Annotated in this window: 19 protein-coding genes and 2 pseudogenes; 9 read left to right on the forward strand and 12 right to left on the reverse strand. The window is 75.5% G+C overall.

Annotated features, from left to right (window positions below; genetic code table 11):
- Positions 1–47: 47 nt before the first annotated feature.
- Positions 48–368: an antibiotic biosynthesis monooxygenase family protein gene (locus tag LQ327_RS11795; protein WP_230733601.1), complete on the reverse strand. Its 321-nt coding sequence runs from the start codon at positions 366–368 to the stop codon at positions 48–50.
- 9 nt (positions 369–377) lie between these two features.
- Positions 378–1,301 (reverse strand): HhH-GPD family protein, encoded by a 924-nt coding sequence (locus LQ327_RS11800; protein ID WP_230733603.1) that lies wholly within the window; start codon positions 1,299–1,301, stop codon positions 378–380.
- A gap of 110 nt (positions 1,302–1,411) precedes the next feature.
- Here LQ327_RS11800 and LQ327_RS11805 point away from each other — a divergent pair, with 110 nt between their 5' ends.
- Entirely contained in the window at positions 1,412–2,287 is an 876-nt protein-coding gene (locus LQ327_RS11805; RefSeq protein ID WP_230733605.1) for a DUF4232 domain-containing protein, read from the forward strand.
- Here LQ327_RS11805 and radA read toward each other — a convergent pair.
- Both radA and LQ327_RS11815 read right to left on the reverse strand, forming a co-directional pair.
- Complete coding sequence (gene radA / locus LQ327_RS11810) at positions 2,284–3,702, reverse strand: DNA repair protein RadA (RefSeq protein ID WP_230733607.1); 1,419 nt, start codon at positions 3,700–3,702, stop codon at positions 2,284–2,286. The two genes, LQ327_RS11805 and radA, sit on opposite strands and share 4 nt — an antisense overlap.
- Before the next feature lie 38 nt (positions 3,703–3,740).
- Positions 3,741–4,292: a copper chaperone PCu(A)C domain-containing protein gene (locus LQ327_RS11815; protein WP_230733609.1), complete on the reverse strand. Its 552-nt coding sequence runs from the start codon at positions 4,290–4,292 to the stop codon at positions 3,741–3,743.
- A 340-nt stretch (positions 4,293–4,632) separates the two neighbouring features.
- On the opposite strand from LQ327_RS11815, the gene LQ327_RS11820 reads away from it, so the two are divergent.
- From LQ327_RS11820 to LQ327_RS11840, 5 genes and pseudogenes are all read left to right on the forward strand, one after another.
- On the forward strand, positions 4,633–5,115 hold the full coding sequence (locus tag LQ327_RS11820) for a CarD family transcriptional regulator (RefSeq protein WP_116707106.1): 483 nt from the start codon (positions 4,633–4,635) through the stop codon (positions 5,113–5,115).
- A gap of 14 nt (positions 5,116–5,129) precedes the next feature.
- A pseudogene (gene ispD, locus LQ327_RS11825) lies at positions 5,130–5,801 on the forward strand (2-C-methyl-D-erythritol 4-phosphate cytidylyltransferase); the annotation flags it as partial.
- A 113-nt stretch (positions 5,802–5,914) separates the two neighbouring features.
- Positions 5,915–6,379, forward strand: a complete 465-nt coding sequence (gene ispF / locus LQ327_RS11830; RefSeq protein ID WP_230733613.1) for a 2-C-methyl-D-erythritol 2,4-cyclodiphosphate synthase — start codon at positions 5,915–5,917, stop codon at positions 6,377–6,379.
- A gap of 65 nt (positions 6,380–6,444) precedes the next feature.
- The gene (locus LQ327_RS11835) at positions 6,445–7,896 is read left to right on the forward strand and encodes a hypothetical protein (RefSeq protein ID WP_230735118.1); all 1,452 of its coding nucleotides are present in this window, start codon (positions 6,445–6,447) and stop codon (positions 7,894–7,896) included.
- The gene (locus LQ327_RS11840) at positions 7,893–8,684 is read left to right on the forward strand and encodes an ESX secretion-associated protein EspG (RefSeq protein ID WP_230733615.1); all 792 of its coding nucleotides are present in this window, start codon (positions 7,893–7,895) and stop codon (positions 8,682–8,684) included. The genes LQ327_RS11835 and LQ327_RS11840 overlap by 4 nt, the downstream gene beginning before the upstream one ends.
- Before the next feature lie 32 nt (positions 8,685–8,716).
- Here LQ327_RS11840 and LQ327_RS11845 read toward each other — a convergent pair whose 3' ends face one another.
- The 4 genes from LQ327_RS11845 to LQ327_RS11860 form a co-directional block, all read right to left on the reverse strand.
- Positions 8,717–9,637 (reverse strand): TIGR03619 family F420-dependent LLM class oxidoreductase, encoded by a 921-nt coding sequence (locus LQ327_RS11845; RefSeq protein WP_230733617.1) that lies wholly within the window; start codon positions 9,635–9,637, stop codon positions 8,717–8,719.
- A 137-nt stretch (positions 9,638–9,774) separates the two neighbouring features.
- Complete coding sequence (locus LQ327_RS11850; protein WP_230733619.1) at positions 9,775–10,554, reverse strand: VWA domain-containing protein; 780 nt, start codon at positions 10,552–10,554, stop codon at positions 9,775–9,777.
- A gap of 173 nt (positions 10,555–10,727) precedes the next feature.
- Entirely contained in the window at positions 10,728–11,693 is a 966-nt protein-coding gene (locus tag LQ327_RS11855; protein WP_230733621.1) for an AAA family ATPase, read from the reverse strand.
- Positions 11,694–11,695: 2 nt separating this feature from the next.
- Entirely contained in the window at positions 11,696–12,820 is a 1,125-nt protein-coding gene (locus LQ327_RS11860; protein WP_230733629.1) for an NDMA-dependent alcohol dehydrogenase, read from the reverse strand.
- A gap of 138 nt (positions 12,821–12,958) precedes the next feature.
- On the opposite strand from LQ327_RS11860, the gene cysS reads away from it, so the two are divergent.
- A complete protein-coding gene (gene cysS, locus LQ327_RS11865; RefSeq protein WP_230733632.1) occupies positions 12,959–14,383 on the forward strand; it encodes a cysteine--tRNA ligase in 1,425 nt (474 codons plus the stop codon).
- On the forward strand, positions 14,383–15,486 hold the full coding sequence (rlmB, locus tag LQ327_RS11870) for a 23S rRNA (guanosine(2251)-2'-O)-methyltransferase RlmB (RefSeq protein WP_230733640.1): 1,104 nt from the start codon (positions 14,383–14,385) through the stop codon (positions 15,484–15,486). The genes cysS and rlmB overlap by 1 nt, the downstream gene beginning before the upstream one ends.
- 166 nt (positions 15,487–15,652) lie before the next feature.
- Here rlmB and LQ327_RS11875 read toward each other — a convergent pair whose 3' ends face one another.
- Positions 15,653–16,528, reverse strand: a complete 876-nt coding sequence (locus LQ327_RS11875; RefSeq protein ID WP_230735027.1) for an alpha/beta fold hydrolase — start codon at positions 16,526–16,528, stop codon at positions 15,653–15,655.
- A gap of 145 nt (positions 16,529–16,673) precedes the next feature.
- Positions 16,674–18,398 carry an adenylate/guanylate cyclase domain-containing protein gene (locus LQ327_RS11880; RefSeq protein WP_230733642.1) on the reverse strand — a complete coding sequence of 575 codons (1,725 nt, stop codon included), beginning with the start codon at positions 18,396–18,398 and terminating at the stop codon, positions 16,674–16,676.
- Between the two features lie 67 nt (positions 18,399–18,465).
- Between LQ327_RS11880 and LQ327_RS11885 the strand changes: the two are divergent.
- Positions 18,466–19,344, forward strand: a pseudogene (locus tag LQ327_RS11885) (MEDS domain-containing protein); the annotation flags it as partial.
- Here the strand turns inward: LQ327_RS11885 and LQ327_RS11890 are convergent.
- A complete protein-coding gene (locus LQ327_RS11890; RefSeq protein ID WP_230733644.1) occupies positions 19,314–20,228 on the reverse strand; it encodes a metal ABC transporter permease in 915 nt (304 codons plus the stop codon). The pseudogene LQ327_RS11885 and the gene LQ327_RS11890 sit on opposite strands and share 31 nt — an antisense overlap.
- Positions 20,225–21,067: a metal ABC transporter ATP-binding protein gene (locus LQ327_RS11895; RefSeq protein WP_230733646.1), complete on the reverse strand. Its 843-nt coding sequence runs from the start codon at positions 21,065–21,067 to the stop codon at positions 20,225–20,227. Before LQ327_RS11895 ends, LQ327_RS11890 begins: the two co-directional genes overlap by 4 nt.
- Positions 21,068–21,110 lie beyond the last annotated feature (43 nt).

Consider the following 21,110-nt stretch of genomic DNA (forward strand, 5'->3'; position numbering starts at 1 on the left):
GAGGTCGTCGGGATCGCCGGCCTGAGCCTCGTCGGGCTCGGGGGAGCTCAGGATTCCCCGCCGCCCTTCCCGACCGAGAGCACCACCTCGAACTCGTACAGGTCCGCACCCGAGGAGACCGGCTGCTTGCGCTCACCGGCGTGCGCCGCGGCGGCCGCCCCGCCGTCACGCCAGGCCGCGAAGGCCTCCTCGGACTCCCAGCGGGTGTAGACGAAGTAGCGGTCGTCCCCGGCCGTGGGGCGCAGCAGCTCGTAGCCGAGGAAGCCGGGCGTCTCCTTGATCGACTCGCCGCGGGCGGCGAAGCGGCGCTCCAGCTCCTCCCCGTTGCCCTCGGGGACCTTGATGGCATTGATCTTCACGACGGCCATGCCCCGACCCTACGACGACGGGTCGTGCGTGGCCTGTGTGTCGACGGGCTCGCCCGGGAGCGCGAACCGGCCGTCGGCGAGCTGCTCGACGAGCCCGTCGACGAGCAGCGAGTCCAGGCAGCGGGCGCGCTGCGCGGGATCGGTCAGCCACGCCGACTCCAGGGCCGGCGCCTCGACCGGTCCCGGGGCGCCGCGCAGCACGTCGAGCAACCGCCCGCGGACCTGGCGGTCGGTGCCCGCCCAGCGCTGGGCCTTCTTCACCGGGCCGTCCCGGGCCGGCCGGCCGGCGTGCTGCCAGGCACAGAGATCGTGCACGGGGCAGTCCGCGCACCGGGGGCCCCGCGCGACGCACACGGTCGCGCCCAGCTCCATCAGCGCGGCCGAGGTGCGGGCCGCGGCGGCGTCGTCGAGGGGGAGCAGCGCCTCGGTCTCGGGGAGATCACGCGCCGAGGCGTCGCCGGCCTCGGCGCGGCCGTGCACGGCGCGGGCGACGACCCGGCGGACGTTGGTGTCGACGACGGGGCAGCGCCGTCCGTAGGCGAACGCGGCGACCGCACGCGCGGTGTAGGCGCCGATGCCCGGCAGGGCGAGCAGGGTCTCGACGTCGGACGGGACGACGTCGTCGTGCTCGGCGGCGACGACGGCGGCCGCGGCCTGCAGGCGCAGCGCGCGGCGGGGATAACCGAGCTTGCCCCAGGCGCGCAGGACCTCCGCGGTCGGCGCCGCGGCCAGGTCGGACGGACGTGGCCAGCGGGCCATCCACTCGTGCCAGATCGGTTCGACCCGCGCGACCGGCGTCTGCTGGAGCATGATCTCGCTGACCAGCACGCCCCAACCGGTCACGTCGGCGTGGCGCCAGGGCAGGTCGCGGGCGTGCGCGACGTACCAGGGCAGCAGCCGGTCGGCCAGGGTGGTGTCGGGCGCGAGGGTCATCGGGACCGATCCTGCCCCGCTCGACCAGGTGATCCACGCACGGGTGACTTCCCTCGACCCCCCGGCGCGGGCGGGTCGCGCGCGCCGACGACGCTCCTACCGTTCCCGGCATGCTGCAGCCGGTGGGTCCGCTCCCGCCGTCGGTGTACTGGCGACGCCGGGCCGTCGCCATCGCGGCCGCCGTCCTCGTCCTCGCGCTGCTGGTCTGGGCGATCGCGGCCGCGGTGTCCGCCGACGGCGGGTCCGACGTGCCCGCCGCCGCGCCTCCGGCACCGGCTCCGGCGTCCGGCCCGCCGGAGCCCGTGGCGTCCCGCGGCGCGCTGCCCCCGCCGTCCGACGCCGCGGCCCTGCTCGGCTCGCGGGTCCTCCCGGGGACCCCCTCGCAGACCGGGAACGGATCGCGGCCGGGCGCCGCCGCGCTCCCCGGGGCGGACTCGCAGCCCGGCGGAGCGCACCCGGGCGGGGAAGGCCGGCCAGGCGGGGGTGCGTCGTCCACCACGACGGCGGCCACCCCGTCGTCCCCGGCCGCGCCGAGCGCCCCGAGCGCTCCCGCCTCGCCGAGTGTCTCCGCCCCGCAGGCCGCGGCCGCTCCGCCGCGCTGCGCCGACGGTGACCTGCGGATCACCGCGCGCACCGACAAGCCCCGCTACACCGCCGCCGAGCACCCCCTCTTCAGCCTGGTGATCACCAACACCGGCTCCACCCCGTGCTCCCGCGACCTCGACGCCGCCCGTCAGGCCATGGCAGTTGTGATCAAGCCGGGCGACGGGCTCTGGGGCAGCAACGACTGCTCGCCCGCGCACTCGAACGACGTCCGGACCCTCGCCCCCGGCCAGGAGACGGTGTTCTCCGTCCGTTGGGCGGGCCGCCGGTCGTCGCCCGGCTGCAGCGGCGACCGCAGCGTCGTCCCCCCGGGCGACTACGAGCTGCTCACCCGGCTCGACGGCACCATCAGCGATCCCGCGAAGTTCACCATCACCTCCTAGCGTTTGTCCCGCTTCACCAGGAGCCCGACGGCGTCGAGCGCGCCCTCCAGGTTGTCGACCTGCGTGAGCTCGATGCCCTCCGGCGCCGTGATGCCCGGGCTGAACGGGATGACCGCCTTGGGGACCCCGAGCCGCGCGGCCTCGGCGAGCCTGCGGTCGGTGGCGGGCACCCGCCGGATCTCGCCGGTCAGCCCGACCTCCCCGATCACGACGAGGCCGTAGGGCAGCGGCGCGTTCCGGAACGACGAGGCGATGGCCAGCGCGATCGCGAGGTCGGCCGCGGGCTCGCGCAGCTTCATCCCGCCGACGGTCGCCGCGAACACGTCGTGCTGGGTGAACGAGAACCCCTTGGCCCGCTGCTGCAGCACCGCGAGGATCTTCAGCACGCGGTTGGTGTCGAGGTCGGACGCGGTCCGGCGGGCCGGTGCCTCGGAGCCCACCTTGGACGCCAGGCCCTGCACCTCGGCCATCAGCGGCCGTTTGCCCTCCATGGCGACGGTGACCGCCTGACCGGGGACGGTGCCCGTCATCGCCCCGACGAAGAGCCCGGACGGGTCGGTGACCTGGTGGATCCCGCCGTCGAACATCTCGAAGCAGCCGACCTCGTCCGACGGGCCGAAGCGGTTCTTCAGGCCGCGCACCATCCGCAGCGTGGAGTGCCGGTCCCCCTCGAAGGAGAGCACCACGTCGACCAGGTGCTCCAGCGTGCGGGGACCGGCGACCGCACCGTCCTTGGTGACGTGCCCGATCAGCACCACGGGCAGGTCGCGCTGCTTGGCCAGCGCGACCAGCGCGCTCGTCACCGCCCGGACCTGCGACACCCCGCCGGGCGTGCCCTCGATGTCGGCGGAACCGACGGTCTGGATGGAGTCGACCACCAGCAGGCCCGGGTCGACCGACTCCACGTGCGCGGCGACCTCCTCGAGATCCGCGGTGGCGGAGAGGAACAGGTGCGGCACGACGGCGTCGGTGCGCTCGGCCCGCAGCCGGACCTGGCCCGCGGACTCCTCACCGGTGACGTAGAGGACCGTGCCGCCCCCACGTGCCCGCTGGGCGGCGACCTCGAGCAGCAGCGTCGACTTGCCCACCCCGGGCTCGCCGGCGAGGAGCACCACCGCGCCGGGGACGAGGCCGCCGCCGAGCACCCGGTCCAGCTCGCCCACCCCGGTCGGCCGGGACACCACCGTCTCCAGGCCGACCTCGCCGATCGGCCGGACCGGGCTGGCGGCGCGGGTGGTGGCGCGGGGAGCGGCGCCGGGCGTGCCGACCGAGGCCGCCGCCGGCAGGCCCTCCTCGATCGTCCCCCAGCCGCCGCACCCCGGGCAGCGGCCGAGCCACTTCGCGGCGGGCTGCCCGCACGCGGTGCACTCGAACGGCCGGCTCTTCGCCTTGGACGTCCCCGACTTCGTGGTCACGCGCCGGACACTAGGCCCGACCCCCGACGGCCTCGCACCTACGAGGCGGGCACCGGGCTCGTCGTCTGCACCGGCACCGGCAGCGTGATCGAGCCGGCCTTGGCGAAGGTGAAGGTCACCGGGTAGGTCGGGCCGCCGTGCAGGACCTGCGTGACGCCCGCGAGGGTGAGCCGGAGGGTCCCGTTCATCTGCGTCGGCGAGGGCTTCCCGACCGGGCCCGGCTCGGAGCCGACGATCTGCGTCGCGGCCTCGCCCGGGATCGTCGTGGTGCCCTCGCTGCGGACCTGCGAGACGTACGGGCTCGAGACCGAGAGCAGCTGGTCGTCGGCGAGACCCTGGTTCACGAGCGTGCCCTTGAGCGTCACGGTCGCGCCGACGGGCACGGTGACGGCCGAGCCGGGGTCCAGCGTGACGTCGCGCAGCGCGATCTGGCCGACCTGCCCCTCGGAGCCCGCGACGGACGACACCGTCGTGTCGGTCTGGGTGACCGCGCCGGCGCTGCAGCCGGACAGGACGACGGCGGCTGCGCCGAGGAGGGTCGCGACGAGCAGTGCCGTACGGCGCGGACGTCCCGTCGGGCGGCGGGTCATGACGCGTGTCCTCCAGGGGCGGCGGTGCGGTCGGGCCGGAGCGCTGTCGAGTCGTGGGGTCGCGTCGCTCGTGGTGGTGCCCGTCCCGGTCGGGTCGGCGACACCCTAGCCCCCGCGCGCCCGACGGGCGTGCGCGCTGCCGGTGGCCTGCGCCCGTCCGGGTGGCGCAACGGGTCGGGTCGCGGTCGGTCCCGGCGGTCGCCCACAGCCCTCCCGACCTCGGGGAGCACGGCGATTCCCCGATTGTCAACCCCCTGACCTGCGAAGACGGGCCGATCCCCCTCCGTGGTCGTGTCGCGGACGTGTTAACCTGGTAGCAGCGAAAGGGGCTAGGGGACACATGGTTTTCAAGGTCGGCGAGACCGTCGTCTACCCGCACCACGGTGCCGCTCTCATCGAGGCGATCGAGACCCGGACGATCAAGGGCGAGGAGAAGAAGTACCTCGTTCTCAAGGTTGCCCAGGGCGACCTGACCGTCAGGGTCCCCGCGGACAACGCGGAGATCGTCGGTGTTCGCGACGTGGTCGGCCAGGAGGGCCTGGACCGGGTGTTCGAGGTGCTTCGCGCCCCGCACACCGAGGAGCCGACCAACTGGTCGCGCCGGTACAAGGCGAACCTCGAGAAGCTCGCGTCGGGTGACGTCAACAAGGTGGCCGAGGTCGTGCGCGACCTCTGGCGTCGGGAGAAGGACCGCGGCCTGTCCGCGGGCGAGAAGCGCATGCTGGCGAAGGCCCGGCAGATACTGGTGAGCGAGCTCGCGCTGGCCGAGGGCACCGACGAGGTGGCGGCCGAGTCGCTCCTCGACCAGGTCCTCGCTTCCTGAGTTCTTCCGCACCGGTGTCCGCGGGGCACGTCGCCGCGATCGTGCCGGCGGCCGGGTCGGGTGAACGGCTCGGTGCCGGTCGCCCGAAGGCCCTGGTCACGATCGCGGGCGAGGTCATGGTGGCTCGTGCCGTCGAGGGCCTGCTCGCCTCGGGTGTGGTCGACGACGTCGTCGTGGTCGCGCCCGTCGATCACGTGGACGAGATGCGGGCCGCGGTGCGCCGATCCGTCCGGGTGGTCGTGGGCGGTGACGACCGGGTCGCGTCCGTCGCGCTCGGCCTCGCCGTGGTCGACGACGCGGACGTGGTGCTGGTGCACGACGCCGCGCGGTGCCTGTGCCCGCCCGACGTCGTGCGTGCCGTGGTCGCCGCGGTCCGCGAGGGCCACGGCGCCGTGATCCCGGCCAGCCCGGTGGCCGACACCGTCCGCCGGGTCGATCCGACGGGGCGCGTCGTCGGCCCCGTCGACCGGACCGGGCTGCTCGCCGTCCAGACCCCGCAGGGCTTCGCCGCGGACGTCCTGCGGCGCGCGCACGCCGCGGCCGAGGGCTCGTCGGCCGCGGCCCGGGCCACCGACGACGCCGGGCTGGTCGAGGAGATCGGCGGTGAGGTCGTCACGGTGCCGGGGGATCCCCGTGGGTTCAAGATCACGACGCCGCTCGACCTCGCGATGGCCGAGGCGCTCCTCGGGGCCCGACCCGGTATCAGCGATGGTCCCCCGTCGGCGTGCTGCTCCGATGCTGACAAACCTGACGTCAGGACGACGCCTTGCTCACGTGCGCCCGGGACGGAGATCACCCGATGAGGGTCGGCATCGGTACGGACGTGCACCCGCTGGCCGACGACGAGCCGTGCTGGGTGGCGGGCCTGCTCTGGGACGGCCTCCCCGGCTGTGCGGGTCATTCCGACGGCGACGTGGCCGCCCACGCACTCTGCGACGCGATGCTCTCCGCCGCCGGACTCGGTGACGTCGGCGCGGTGTTCGGCACCGGGCGCCCCGAGTGGGCCGGAGCGTCGGGCGTCCGGTTGATCGGCGAGGTCCGGCGGCTCGTCGGCGACGACGGGTGGGTGCTCGGCAACGCCGCGGTCCAGGTGATCGGGAACCGTCCCAAGATCGGCACCCGACGCGACGAGGCCCAGCAGGTGCTCTCCGAGGCCGCGGGCGGCCCGGTCGCGGTGTCCGGCACCACGTCCGACGGGCTCGGTCTCACGGGGCGCGGCGAGGGGCTCGCCGCCGTCGCGACCGCGTTGCTCCTCCCCGCCTGACTTCTCCCGAACCGCCCCCGCGTGACGGGGCGGTGTGCTTGCCTGCCCTGGGAGGGGAGGCCGGCGTGTTCGACGTGAACTGGGAGGCGCGTTCGCACGCCGAGATCTGGTCCCAGCTGCAGGGCCGCGGCTCCGGGTTCTCCGAGGCGGGCGGCGCGTGGAACCAGCTGGCGTCGCGGCTGCGGGAGGTCGCGGGCTCCGTCGAGCACGCGACGCAGGGCATCACGGCGACACGTGCCGGGGCGGCGGCCGACGCGGCCCGCGGGGCGGTCGGGCCGATGGGGGCGTGGGCCGATCAGGCCCGTGCGTTCAGCGACGCCGTCGGGTCGGTCTCGCACGAGCAGTCCCGCGCGCTGGCGAGCACCCGCGCGGCGGTGCCGCCGCCCGCGCCCGAGTCCGCGCGGGCGCCCGTCACGCGGATGACGTGGGAGGAGGCGGGCAGTCTGGCCGCGCTGGACGCGGACCGGGCGGACCGGGCCTCGCTCGACGCCGAGCGCCAGGCCCGCTCGGCGATGGGCCGCTACCAGGACGCCAGCGCCCTGCGCTCCTCGGCGCTACCACAGTTCGCCGCGCCCGCGGGCGGAGCACCGCAGGTCACGGTGGTCCCGGCCGGGGCGGGGGGTACGACGGCGGGTCGGCTCGGTCCGGGCGGGTCGGGGGCGGCCGACGGCGGTTCGGGCTCTGCGGCCACGGGCCCGGCCGGCCTGCCCGGCGGCTCGGGAAACGCGGGTACGACGTCGGGTGTCCCCGGCGCCGGGGGTGCGGCGTCGGGCGGTCTCCCGGGCACGGGATCGGGTGGCGGCGGAGTGGCCGGGACGACGCCGGCCGGAGGTGCGGGTGGGTCCGGCGGCGGAGTGGGCCCCGGGGCTGCGGACGGAGCCGGTGGGGCGCGAGGCGGCGTCGGCGGGACCGGCGGGGTGGGCGCGGGCGGGACGGGCAGCGCTGGGGCGGGGGCGGCCGGCGGCGCACGCGGCGGCTCCGGCGCGGTCGGGGGTGCGGGCGGCGCACGCGGTGGGGTCGGGGCGGGAGGCGCACGCGGGGGAGGCGTCGGATCGGGGGCCGCCGAGGGCGCTCCCTCGGCCGGCGGGACGCGGGGCACGGGGGCGATCGGGCCCGGCGCAGGAGAGCCGGGCGTGAGCGGCGGATCGGCGGGTGCCGGAGCAGCGGGCCGGCTCGGGTCGGGAGCTTCCGGCGCAACCGAGTCACCGCGACTCGGTTCCCCGACCCCCGACGGCGTCCGCCCCTCACCCGACCCCGCCACCGGACGACCAGGTCTGGAACCGGGCGCCCGCACCGGCACCGGCAGCAACCCGATCCTCGAGTCCGCCCTCGGCGGCCGTGCCGGGACGGCAGCAGTCGGAGAACGCGGCGCCCTGCCGTTCGCGCCGCTCGGCGGCTACGGGGGCGGCGGGAGCGGTGACCAGCGCATCCCCCGCGCCGGATACCTGCAGGAGGACGACCCGGACGCCATCGCGGGCGAGCTCCCCCGCGTCGCCCCACCCGTGATCGGCGAGTGACCGCCCCGGTCCCGGAGGTGCCCGCACGGCGGCTGCGCCTCGACCGGGACGCGTTCCTCGCCGCCTGGCGCCACCTCCGGTTGGGCGACCGGCCGCCGCTGCTGGACGTCCCCGACCACGGCGCCACGCTCTCCGCCCGCGACGCCGCCGACCGCGCCGCCCTGGCCGCGCTGCAGACCCGCGGGCTGGCGCGCACCGGCGGACCCGGCACGCCTCCCGTCCCGATCGGTGACCTGGCGGACGCCCTCGCCGTGCTCGCCCGCCCCGAGGTCGACGTCGACCTGCGCTGCTGGGACGGCCCCTCCGCCGTCGCACGGCACGGGTACGCCGCGGTCTCGGGCCAGCTCGCCGTCGTCGTCGAGCCCGACGCCGACCGCGGCGGCCTCGTCCTGGACCTCGCCTCCCGCGGGGCATCCGCGACCACGCCCGGCGCCGCCGTGGGCGTCCTCGCGGCCGGCCTGCTAGCGCGGTTGCCGGACGACCCCGCGCTCCCCGGCGTCCCGATGACGGTGCCCGCGGCGGCCCTGTTCGGCGACCGACCGGTCCACGACCTCGCCCCCGCCGTCGCGCACCGCCTGGCCGCACTGCGGGCCGATCCGCCCCGCCGGCAGATGCAGCTCGGCGCGGCGCTCTACCGCGGGGCGGGCCGGCACCGGGTGGGTCCGCTGACCGTCGTGGACACCGTGGCCGGTCGGATCGTCGTCGAGGTCGTCGGGAGCGACGCCCACGTCGTGCCCGCCGACCGCGTCCGCATCGCCCACGAGATCCAGCGCCGGGCCGGCACATGAGTACTGATCCGTGCCGGAGCACGGATCAGTGCTCACGAGCCGGGCGCACCCAGTGAGGAGCGCACCTGCGTGAACGTCGCCAACCGGTCCTCGAGGGAGTCGTCGCGGTACATCGGGTCGAGGAAGATCCGCCGGAACCCGGTCCGGTCCGCGAGCAGTGCGACGGCCTCCGCGAGCTCGTCGCGGTCGACGTCCGCGGTGAGGTTGATCCGCAGCTCGGTCCCGACGTCGGCCGGATCACGACCGGCGGCGAGCGCGGCCTCGTCGATCGTGGCGCGCATCGTCGTGAGCCCTTCGACGGCCTTGTCGGCCGACTCGACCGCGCGCTCCGTCAGCCGCGCGACCGGCAGCCACCCGTCGCAGCGCCGGCCGACCCGGCGCAGCGCCGGCTCCGAGAACGCCGAGACGTAGATCGGCACGCGCGGGGACGGCGTCTCCACCCAGGAGGCGGGCGTCGTCCAGAACCGGCCGTCCAGGCCCTCGCCGCGGCCGGACCAGAGCACGTCGAGGGTGTCGAGCAGCTCGTCGAGCCGGGCGCCGCGACGGTCGAACCCGACACCGGCCGCGGCGTACTCCTCGGGCGACCAGCCGATGCCGAGCCCGGCCAAGAGCCGGCCGTCGGACAGCGCCGACACCGTGGCCAGCGACCGCGCCAGGATCGCCGGCGCATAGAGCGGGGCGACGAGCACGCTCGAGCCGAGCCGGGCGGTCGTCGTCGTGACCGCGGCGGCCGCCAGCAGGGCGAACGGATCGAGGGCCCGGCGGAACTCGACGGGGATGGTGTCGGCGCCGCCGTAGCCGATCTCCGGGTCGCGCGCGGCGAGCAGCCGGTCACCGACCCACAACGAGGCCGCTCCCGCCGCCTCGGCGTCGGCGGCGAACCGCCCGAGCCGCGCGGCGTCGCCGGCCGCGGCACCGAACTGGGGCAGGGTCAGACCGAGATCGACGGGCACGCCGCGACCCTTCCACCGGCGGGTACGAACGGCTCGTTCGTGCCGGTCGATGGTGACGAACGAGCCGTTCGTGCGTTCCGGGGTGAGCGGGAGGGGCCGGGGGAGGGCCAGGCGGGAGGGCTAGCGGAGAGGGCGGCTCAGCGCAGCACGGCCGCGACCGCGGCTGGGGCGTCCGAGGCGCGCAACAGGGCCGCGTGCCGCCCGCCCCCGGCGCCCGCCAGCCGCGAGCACGCCGCGACCGCCTCGGCGGAGTCGACGGTGCGCAGCACGGACACCGTCACCCCGGCCCGCGCCGCGACCGGGACCGGGTCCTCGCCCTCGTTCCAGGCGCCGTCGGTGAGCACGACGATCTCGCGCTCCGCGGCCCGGGCGTCGCGCAGCTGGGCGAGCGCGGTGCGCAGTCCGAGCGCGAGGTCGGTCGTCGAGCCGCCGCGCAGGTCGAACAGCGCGTCCAGGACCGAGGACGCGGGACGGACCGACGAACGCGGCCGCAGCACCACCGCCCGCGACCAGAACGCCACGACGCCCAGCTCGTCGCCCGGACGCAGCCCGGCGGCCAGCGCACCCGCCGTCGTCAGCGCGGTCGACAAGGGTCGCCCGGCGACGGAGCCGGACGCGTCGACCAGCAGCACCGTCGCGCGGGTGGAGGAGCGCCAGCCCCGCCAGCGCAGGTCGCCCTCGGTCGGCCGGGGTGAGCGCTCGAGCGTCGCGTCGAGGTCGACGTCGGGGCCCTCCCGGTGGACGGTGGCGAGCTTCGTCGTCCCCCGCCGTTCCTCGCGCCCCAGCCGCGGCGCGCGGATCACCAGGCGCGCCGCGAGCCGTCGGGCGGCGGCGCGCAGGGTCGGGTCGGTGGCCCGGGCGAGGTCGGCGAGCAGGTCGACCGCGCCGTCCGGGTCCTCGACCGAGCGGTCCGACATCGCGGCCTCGTCGAGCACGCCGACCCGCGGACTGACCTGGGCCAGGCCGTCACCGTGCCGGTTCTCCAGCTCGGCGCGGGTGGTCGTGCGGCGCGACTGGTCGCGCAGCAGATCCGCGACCTGGGCCGGGTCCGATACGACCTGCGGGGGCGCCCCGGGCGAGCGACCCGGGGTCAGGCTTTTCCCGGAGCGTCCCCGGAGCCGCCGTCGGAGCCGGAACCGGAATCCGAGGTGTCGTCAGCGGGCGCCGTGGCCGCCCAGATCGCGGTGACGACCTCCTCGACGGTGCGCGGCGAGCCCTCGACCAGCGCGACCCGTCCGGTGAGCGCGGCGCGGGCCGCGTCCGCCCCGGTCGATTCCGTGGGCGCGGCCTCGTCCCGCAGCGACGCCAGCGACGAGGCCAGCGCCACCAGGTCCAGCGCCCCGCGGACCGAGGAGCCCAGGCGCAGATCGGCGTGCGAACGCGTGGCCCGCACCGCCTCGACGGCCCGCCGCGCGAACGCCTCGGAGGGCGCCTCGGACTCGACGCGCCGGACGATGGCCAGCTCCTCCTCGGCGCTCTGGTGGTCGAAGGCGACCCGGCAGGAGCGGTCGTAGAGGGCGGGCGTGATCCGGCCGGTGCCCACGCCGTCGGAGGGGTTCATCGCCGCGACCAGCCGGAATGTCTCGGCTGCGTCGACGACGCCGAGCCGCGGCACGTGCAGGCGGCGCTCCGAGAGGACCCCGAGCAGCACGTTCAGCGTCTCCTCGGGGACGCGGTTGAGCTCCTCGACGTAGAGCAGCGCCCCGCTCTGCAGCGCACGCACCAGCGGCCCCGGCACGAAGTTCTCCGGCCGGTAGTCCTCGGTGAGCACGCGCGACGGGTCGTGGTGCCCGACCAACCGGGTCGGGGAGAGCTCGGCGTTGCCCTCGACCAGCTCGAACCCGACGCCCGCGCCGTCCGCCAGCGCGCGCAGCAGGGTCGTCTTGCCGGTGCCGGGCGGGCCCTCGAGCAGGATGCTGCGCCCGGACGCGAGCGCGGCGGCGAGGACCTCGGACTCGGTGTGGCGTCCGACGACGGCGGCGCGGGCCGCGTCGAGCATGCCCCGGGCCGGCAGGACACCGGCCCGGGGCAGCACGCCGTTGTGGAGGGCGGTCAACGTCAGTCGAAGACCACGACGCCGCGGATGTTCTTGCCCGCGTGCATGTCCTCGTAGCCCTGCGCGACCTCGTCGAGCTTGTAGTGCTTCGTCACGAGCTCGTCGAGCTTGAGGTGCCCGTGGTTGTAGAGGTCGAGCATCTTGGGGATGTCGGCGCGCGGGTTCGACGACCCGAACAGCGACCCCTTGATCTTCTTCTCGAACAGCGTCAGCTCGCCGATCGGGATCGGCACGCCGACCTCGGTGATGTCGCCGAGACCGGTGACGATGACGGTGCCCTGCTTGCGGATCGAGGCGAAGGCGTTGCCGACGTGCTCGGGCTTGGTGATGCCGATCGTGACGATCGAGACGTCGGCGCCCTGGCCGTTGGTGAAGCCCTTGGCGAGCTCGGTGGCCTCCTCGATCGAGTCCACCGCGTGGGTGGCGCCGAGCTCCTGGGCCTTCTCGCGCTTGAACGCGACCGGGTCGACCGCGATGACGTTCGCGGCGCCGGCGTGCGCGGCGCCCTGGACGGCGTTGGCGCCGATGCCGCCGATGCCCTGGATGATCACGGTGTCGCCGGGCATGACGTCGCCGGTGTTCACCGCGGAGCCCCAGCCGGTGCCGACCGAGCAGCCGAGGAGGCACGCCGACGTCAGGTTGGTCTCCTGCGGCACGCGGATGGCCGAGTCGATGGCCACCGTCGTGTACTCGGTGAAGGTCGAGATACCGCACATCTGGCCGACCGGGGAGCCGTCCTCGAGCTGCAGGCGCGTCGAGGGGTCGTCCCAGCGGGTGCCCGCGAGCAGGCCGGCGCCGAGGTCGCAGAGGTTCGAGTGCCCCGTGGAGCACCACTTGCACTTGCCGCAGGCGGGGAGGAAGGAGAACAGGACCTTGTCGCCGACCTCGAAGCCCTTGGTGTTCGGGCCGACCGACTCGACGATCCCGCCGCCCTCGTGGCCGCCCGCGAACGGGTAGACGCCGACCGGGATGTCACCGGTGGCGATGTGGTCGTCGGAGTGACAGAGCCCCGACGCGACCATCTTGACCCGGATCTCGTCCTGCCGGGGATCATCGACCTGGACGGTCGCCGTCTCGTACTTGCCCGGGGCCGACCGGACCAACGACGTACGGCACGTGATTGACAACGCTCACCACTCCTCGCGCAACGGGCCTGTAGAACGTGCTCAGCCGCACCCTATGTTCTGGATCACGCGGGGACCAGGGTTTGCGGACAGGTGGACCGGTCTCGGACGCGATTCGCCCCCGTCCGTAGGATCCGCGTGGTGAGCCTGCACCTGTACGACACCGCTGCACGCGCGCTGCGGGAGTTCTCCCCGCAGCACGAGGGCCGGGCGTCGCTGTACGTGTGTGGGGCCACGGTGCAGGCGGTGCCTCACGTCGGCCACGTCCGGTCCGGCGTCGACTTCGACGTGCTCCGCCGGTGGCTCGCCCACAAGGGCCTCGATGTCGCGCTCGTCCGCAACGTCACCGACATCGACGACAAGATCCTGACCAAGGCCGCCGAGGCGGGCCGGCCGTGGTGGGAGTGGGCGGCGACACACGAGCGCGAGTTCACCGCCGCGTTCGACGCCCTCGGCTGCCTGCCGCCCTCGGTCGAGCCCCGCGCCACGGGGCACGTCACCGAGATGATCGAGCTGATCGAGCGCCTGATCGCGGCCGGTCACGCCTACCCCTGCGACTCCGGCTCCGGCGACGTCTACTTCGCCGTCGGGACCTGGCCGGACTACGGCTCGCTGTCCGGGCAACGGGTCGACGAGATGGAGCAGGGCGAGGCGCCGTCCCGCGGCAAGCGCGACCCCCGCGACTTCACGCTGTGGAAGGCCGCCAAGGCCGACGAGCCGAGCTGGCCGACGCCGTGGGGGCGGGGCCGTCCGGGCTGGCACCTGGAGTGCTCGGCGATGGCCACGCACTACCTCGGGCCGACGTTCGACATCCACGGCGGCGGGCTGGACCTGGTGTTCCCGCACCACGAGAACGAGCGCGCGCAGTCCAACGCCGCGGGTGACGCGTTCGCGCGGTACTGGATGCACAACGCCTGGGTGACGATGTCCGGCTCGAAGATGTCGAAGTCGCTCGGGAACACGCTCACGATCCCCGCGGTGCTCGAGCGGGTCCGGGCCGTGGAGCTGCGCTACTACCTGGTCGCGCCGCACTACCGGTCGACGGTCGAGTACTCCGAGGGCGCGCTGGCCGAGGCCTCGGCCGCCTACCGGCGGATCGAGACGTTCGTGCGGCGCGTCCACGAGCGGATCGGTGCCGTGGGCACCACGGCCGCCCCGGAGACGATGGCGGCCTTCACCGCGGCGATGGACGACGACCTCGGCACGCCGGCCGCCCTCGCCGTCGTGCACGAGCAGGTCCGGGCGGGCAACACCGCACTCGACGACGGCGACCGCGACGCCGCGGTCGCCGCGGCATCCGCGGTGCGGGAGATGACCGGCGTGCTCGGGCTCGACCCGATGGACCCGCACTGGGCCGCGGGCGCGGACCGGACCGGTGGCGGTGACCACGCGCGCTCCGCGCTCGGCGCCCTCGTCGGGGACCTGCTCGTCCAGCGCACCGCCGCCCGCCGTGACAAGGACTTCGCCCGGGCCGACGCCATCCGCGAGCAGCTGACCGCGGCCGGCGTCGGGATCGAGGACACCTCCGACGGTCCGATCTGGACCCTGAAGGACGACGAGAGCTGATGGCCGGCAATTCCCGCCGCCCCGGAGCACGACGCAACCCCGGTTCGAAGAAGGGCCCCACCAAGGGCTCGGGCGGCAACCGCGCGAAGGGTCTCGAGGGCAAGGGCCCGACCCCGCCCGCGGACCAGCGCCCCAACCACAAGGCCTACCGCGGCGGCGGGTCGACCGGGAAGAGCGGTCAGGGTCCCGCCGCGCCGCGTCGACCGGCTCCCGACGGCGGCGGTGGTCCGGGAGGCGGTGGCCCGGGTGGCGGCGGCGGTGGCAACCGTGGTGGTGGCGGCGGCCAGGGCCGGCCGCGCAGCGCCTCCGGCCGGCGTGACGCGCCCGACGGGCCCCAGGTCGTCGTCGGGCGCAATCCGGTGGTGGAGAGCCTGCGGGCGTTTATCCCGGCGACGGCGCTGCACGTCGCGCAGGGCATCGACATCGACGACCGCGTCCGCGAGGCGCTGCGCGCGGCCGGTGACCAGCGCATCTCGGTGCTCGAGGTGCCGCGCGGCGACGTCGACCGGATGGCCGACGGCGCGGTGCACCAGGGGCTCGCGCTCACCGTGCCCGCCTACGAGTACCTGCACCCCGACGATCTGCTCGAACAGGTCCGGCAGGCGGCGCACCTCGCCAAGGTCGAGCCGCTGCTGGTCGCGCTCGACGGTGTCACCGATCCCCGCAACCTCGGCGCGGTCGTGCGTTCGGCGGCGGCGTTCGGGGCGCACGGTGTGTTGCTGCCGCTGCGGCGCTCGGTCGGGATGACGCCGGTCGCGTGGCGGACCTCGGCGGGCGCGGCGGCGCGGATGCCGATCGGGCGCGCGACCAACCTGTCGCGGACGCTCGGCGCCTGGAACGACGACGGGTTCGTCACGGTGGGTCTCGACGGCGAGGTGCCGGAGACGATCGACGACCTTGACGCCGTGGCCGGGCCGGACGCCGCGGGCGGGCCGCTGGTGCTCGTCGTCGGGTCCGAGGGCAAGGGGCTCTCGCGGCTGGTGCGCGAGACGTGCACCGGGACGGTCGCGATCCCGATGGCGGGCGACGTGGAGTCGCTGAACGCGTCGGTGGCGGCGGGGGTCGCGCTGGCGGAGGTCGCGCGGCGTCGTCGTTCGGGCTGACTCTTCTCCCCGCACGAGGGGAGCCCTCGGTCGGACAGAGCGACCGGATCCTCCCCTCGCGCGGGCTGAGCCGGTCTTGCGCCGTTGATCAGGGGCACACAGCGCAGGTCGGACGGCCGCGCGGGATGCGTGGAGTGCCCCTCGTCGGGCAGGGCGCCGCGCCGGCTCAGCCCAGGAACGCCCGGAGCTGCGCGAGCACCTGTTCCGGAGCCTCCTCGGGCAGGAAGTGGCCCACCGGGAGCCCCGTCCCGGAGACGTCCGCGGCGTACTCCCGCCACACGGCCAGCGGCTCGTAGGCCTTCCCGACGAACGACTGCTCGCCCCACAGCACCAGCACCGGGCAGTCCACCCGCGCGCCGGAGGCGTGGGAGGCCTCGTCGTCGGCGAGGTCGGTGGTGGCGCCGGCCTTGTAGTCGGCAGTGGTCGCCGCGATCGTCGCCGGGTCGGAGAACGCGCGCACGTAGTGGTCCATGACCTCGGGCTCGATGGACGACCCGGGCGCGAGGAGCCGTTCGACCATCGTCCGGATCCAGAACTCCGGCGCGCCCGCGAGCAGCGTCTCGGGGACGTCCCCGCCCGTGGACAGGAAGAACCAGTGGAAGTACCCGCGGGCCAGGGTGAGGTCGACGTGGGTGAGGACGTGCCGCGTCGGGACGATGTCCAGGACGGCGAGCCGGGAGACCGCCTCGGGGTGGTCGAGGGTGAGGCGGTGGGAGACGCGGGCGCCGCGGTCGTGCCCGACCAGCGCGAACCGCTCGAACCCCAGCGCGCGCATCACGGCGAGCTGGTCGGCGGCCATCTCACGCTTGGCGTAGGTCCGGTTCGCCGCGTCCGGCGTGGGCTTGTCGCTGGCGCCGTAGCCGCGGAGGTCGGGCACGACGACGGTGTGGTCGGCCGCGAGCGCCGGCGCGACGTGGCGCCACATCAGGTGGGTCTGCGGATAGCCGTGGAGCAGCAGGACGGGGTCGCCGGAGCCGCCGACCGCGGCGTGGATCGTCGTACCGTCGGCGTCGATCCGCTCCTCGCGGAACGGGGCGGGCATCTCGGTCACGGCGCTCCCTCGCGTCGGCGATGTGGTCGGGCGCGTTCCGGCCAGGGGCGCCCACCGTCGAATCTATTGAGCGAGGGGGCCCTTCGCTCAGTACGACGACGGGTTACTGGTTCCGGCGAGGGGCGCCCACGAGCGGCTAGTTCGACTGAAGGGCACCTTCGCTCGAATCGGGGCTGCTCGAACCGGAGCCGCTCGAATCGGGGCTGCTCGAACCGGAGCCGCTCGAATCGGGGGCGCTCGAACCGGGGGCGCTCGAACCGGGGCCGCTCGAGCTCGAATCCTCGGGCGGCGAACCCGCGGACCGACGCGGCACCACCACCTCCGTCTCCGCCGTCCGCCCCCGCAGGTGCCGGCTCCCGATCCCGGTCCAGCGCTCCGCCTCCCGCGCCGAGGCCCGCGACAGCGCCGCCCCCGACGCCGCCACGCCGTCGGGCGTCTCCTTCGCCACGTCGCACAGCCGCGCGGCCTCGTTCACCGGGTCGCCGATGACGGTGTACTCGTAGCGCCGCCGGTCCCCGACGTTGCCGGCCACCGCCTCGCCGGCCGAGATCCCGATGCCCGCGCGCACCTGCTGCCCGGACGCGTCGAACACCTCCGCCGCCAGCCGCGAACCCAGCACCCGCCCCGCGCCGAGCGCAGCCCCGGCCGCGTCCGACAGCCCCGTCGGGACCCCGAACACGGCGAGCGCCGCGTCCCCCTCGAACTTGTTGATCCAGCCGCCGTGCTCCTCGACGACGTCGACGACCAGCGCGAAGAACTGGTTGAGCAGCTCGACGACCTCGGTGGGCGGGCGGGTCGCGGCCAGCGTCGTGGAGCCGACGACGTCGACGAAGAGCACCGCGACCTCGCGCACCTCGCCGCCGAGCTCGAGCTCGTTCTCCATCGCGTTGCGGGCGACGTCCTCGCCGACCTGCCGGCCGAACAGGTCGCGCACCCGCTCCCGCTCGCGCAGCCCGGCGACCATGGTGTTGAACCCGGCCTGCAGGAGGCCGAGCTCGGTGGTGTCGAAGATCGGCACGTCGACGTCGTAGTCGCCCGACTCCACCCGCCGCAGCGCCCGGCGGACGGCGAGCACCGGTGCGGCGGTCGACATCGCGGTCAGCGTGATGACGGTGCCGCCGAAGACCAGCGCCACGGCACTGAGGACCATCACGACGACGGCGAGCCGGTCCACCGAGTAGCCACCGAACGCCAGCGCCCCGCTCGCCGCGAGCAGCACCCCGAGCAGTGGTGCCGCGGTACCGAACAGCCAGCCGCCGACCGTGCGCATGAGCACGCCCGGCAGCACCCCGCCCGACGGCGGGCGCACCGAGAGCACGCGGCGCACGGCCGGGCGCAGCACGACCTCGACCAGCCGGTAGGTGATGGAGACGACCACGACCCCGCCGAGCACCACCGTCGACCCGACCTGGAAGCCCAGCCGCCCCGACGAGAACACGTTGAGCAGCACGAACAGCACCGCCGCGATCGCCCAGAGCACCGCCTGGACGAGCGCGAGCCGCAGCGGCCCGCGCAGCACGACCCGCCGCAGCCGCCGCACCACCCGCTCCCGGGTCGCGTCGTCGGCACCCGCGGGCACCGGCGGCACCCGCATCCGTCGGTGCCCCCACCAGGCGCCGAACACCACCGCGACGGCGAGGTAGGGCCCGAAGACCAGCAGGTTGCGGGTCAGCGCGCCGGGGTCGGAGATCAGCACGTCGGTCGGTAGCACCCAGGCGGCGAGGACCAGGACGACGCCGGCGCCGACGAGGTTGGGGAGCACGACGACGAGCACCAGGGTCAGGCGCGTGAACAGGCCGAGCCCGGCGATGTCACGGTCCCGACGCGCCACCGCCGACTCGTGGGCGACCCGCCGCGTCATGGACGCCGACCCTAGCGGCGGCCCCGAGCCCGTCCGGTCCCGGCAAGGTGATCGCTACCATGCGGGCATGGCGGTGCCCGATCTGGTGCATCGCGGGGTCTCCTACACCGACCCCGCGGTGCTCGGGGCCGCGCTGGTCCCGTCGCTGGAGCGCGCGGCCCGCGCCGGCGACGCGGTGACCGTCGCGCTGGACGCGCCCACCGCCGCCGTCGTGCGCGACGGGCTCGCCGCGGACGTCCTCGCCGACCTCGAGTTCCTCGACCCCACCCGCCCCGCCCGCTCCGACGCGTTCCAGCTCGCCGCCCGGCGCGCGACGTCGGTGGTGGAGGCGGCCCGGGACGGGCGGCGGAGCCTCGTCGTCACCCAGCACCAGCCCGGGCTCGGCCTCGCGGACACCTTCTGGCTGCGCCTCGAGGCGGCGCTCGACGAGGCGCTGCGCGGCCTGCCCGTGACGCTGCTGTGCGCCTACCGCCTCGGGCCCGGCCCGCTGCCGGTCCACGCCGACGGGATCCCGACGGCGTACCTCGCCACCCACCGCGAGCTGGTGGGGGCGGACGCCCTCGACCGCCCGGTGCCCAACGCCGCGCGCCGCGACCCGTCCGAGGTGGTGAGCGGGCTGCCGGAGGTCCCCGTCGCGGCCGCCCCGCAGGGCGCGCGGCGCTGGAGCTTCGCCGCCGACGACCTCGGGTGGCTGCGCCACGAGCTGACGGTCGCGATCGCGGCGAGTGGGCTGGAGGCCGAGGCGGGGGAGGACCTCGTCTACGCGACCAGCGAGATCGCCACCAACGCGGTGGAGCACGGCGCCGGGACCGGGGTGCTCTGGACGTGGGTCGCCGACGGCGAGGCGGTGTGCCTCGTCGGGGACACCGGCTGCTTCCGCGAGCCGTTCCCCGGGGTGGTGCCGCCGCCGCTGGATCAGGACCGCGGGCGCGGGCTCTGGCTGGCGAGGGTGCTCTGCGACGACGTCGACGTGGCGGTCGACGAGGCCGGGACACGGGTCCGGCTCGCGCGGCGCCTGGTCCGCAGCGAGCCGACGACGCGGCAGATCAGGTAGGTCACGAACGCGATCCCGGCCACGAACGGGCTGATCGGCAGCCCGGGCGCGAGGGAGAGCACGATCCCGCCCAGGACCGCAACCTCGGCGAACACCACCGCGAGCACCGTCGCGACCAGCGGGCTCGCCGTCACCCGGGCGGCCGCGGCGGCCGGTGTGATGAGCAGCGAGAGCACGAGCAGCGCCCCGACGATCTGCACGCCGAGCGCCGTCGTCGCGCCGAGCAGCACCGCGAACGCGATCGAGAGCGCCCGCACCGGCACGCCGCGGGCCGCGGCCATCGTCGGGTCCAGGCTCGCGAACAGCAGCGGGCGGTAGGCGACGCCGAGGACCCCGACGACGACCACGCCCGTCACCGCGAGCGAGACGAGGTCCCCGGTGTCGACCCCGACGATCTGCCCGACGAGCAGCCCGAACTTGTTCGCCGACCGGCCGGTGTAGAGGGACTGGAAGAGCACGCCGAGTCCGAGCCCGAACGAGAGCAGCACGCCGATGACGGAGTCGCGCTCGTGCGCGGCCAGCCCGAGCGCCCCGAACACCAGCGCGACGAGGACCGCACCCACCAGTGCGCCCCACCCGACCGCGCCCGCCCCGAACAGCAGCAGCGCACCCGCGCCGCCCGCGAACGAGAGCTCGGCGGTGCCGTGCACGGCGAACGCCATGCCGCGCCCGACCACGAGCGGGCCGAGCAGCCCGGCCAGCAACGCCAGGACGGCGCCGGCGAGCAGCGCCTGGCGGACGAACCCGACGTCGAGCAGCTCCAGGGTGGTGCTCATCGCGCGCCGACCTCCTGGCGGCCGGCCGCGGGCTCCTCGTGGTGGTGCACCGGGGCGTCCTCCGCGCCGACCACCAGGATCCGGCCGCGCACCCGGACCACCTCGACGTCGGTGCGGTAGAGCTCGGTGAGGTTCTCCGAGGTCATGACCTCGTCCGGCGTCCCGATCCGGAACCGGCCGTCGACGAGGTAGAGGATGCGGTCGACGACGGGCAGCACCGGGTTGAGCTCGTGGGTCACGAAGACCACGGCCGTGTCGTGGGTGCGGCGGCGCCGGTCGACGAGGTCGACCACCTCGCGCTGGCGGGCGAGGTCGAGCGAGAGCAGCGGCTCGTCGGCGAGCAGCAGCGACGGGTCCCCGACGAGGGCCTGGGCCACCCGCAGCCGTTGCTGCTCGCCACCGGAGAGCGACCCGACGGGGGCGTCGGCGTAGTCGAGCGCGTCCACCTGCGCCAGCGCCGCGTGGACCTGACGACGGCGGGCGGCGCGGCCGCGCAGGCCCGGGCCCCAGCGGTGCCCGTCGAGGCCGAGCCCGACGAGGTCGCGCCCGCGCAGCGGGGTGAGCGGGTCGAGGGCCCGCTGCTGCGGGATGTAGCCGACCGCGGAGCTGCCGCGCGCGGGCTCCTCGCCGTGGACGCGGACCTCGCCCGCCGAGAGCGGCAGCAGCCCGAGCAGGACCTGCAGCAGCGTCGTCTTCCCGGAGCCGTTGGGGCCCAGGACCGCGACGAACTCGCCGGGGTGGATGTCCAGGTCCAGACCGGACCACAGGGTGCGTGGCCCGCGACGCAGCTCGGCGCCGGACAGCGACACCGTCCCCTGACGGGTCTGCGCTGCACTCATGCTCGTCCTCTCGGCTTCGGCTGCGCCCGGCGGTGGTGGTCGC

It is taken from the genome of Actinomycetospora endophytica, from assembly GCF_021026375.1.
GTDB classification, from domain to species: domain Bacteria; phylum Actinomycetota; class Actinomycetes; order Mycobacteriales; family Pseudonocardiaceae; genus Actinomycetospora; species Actinomycetospora endophytica.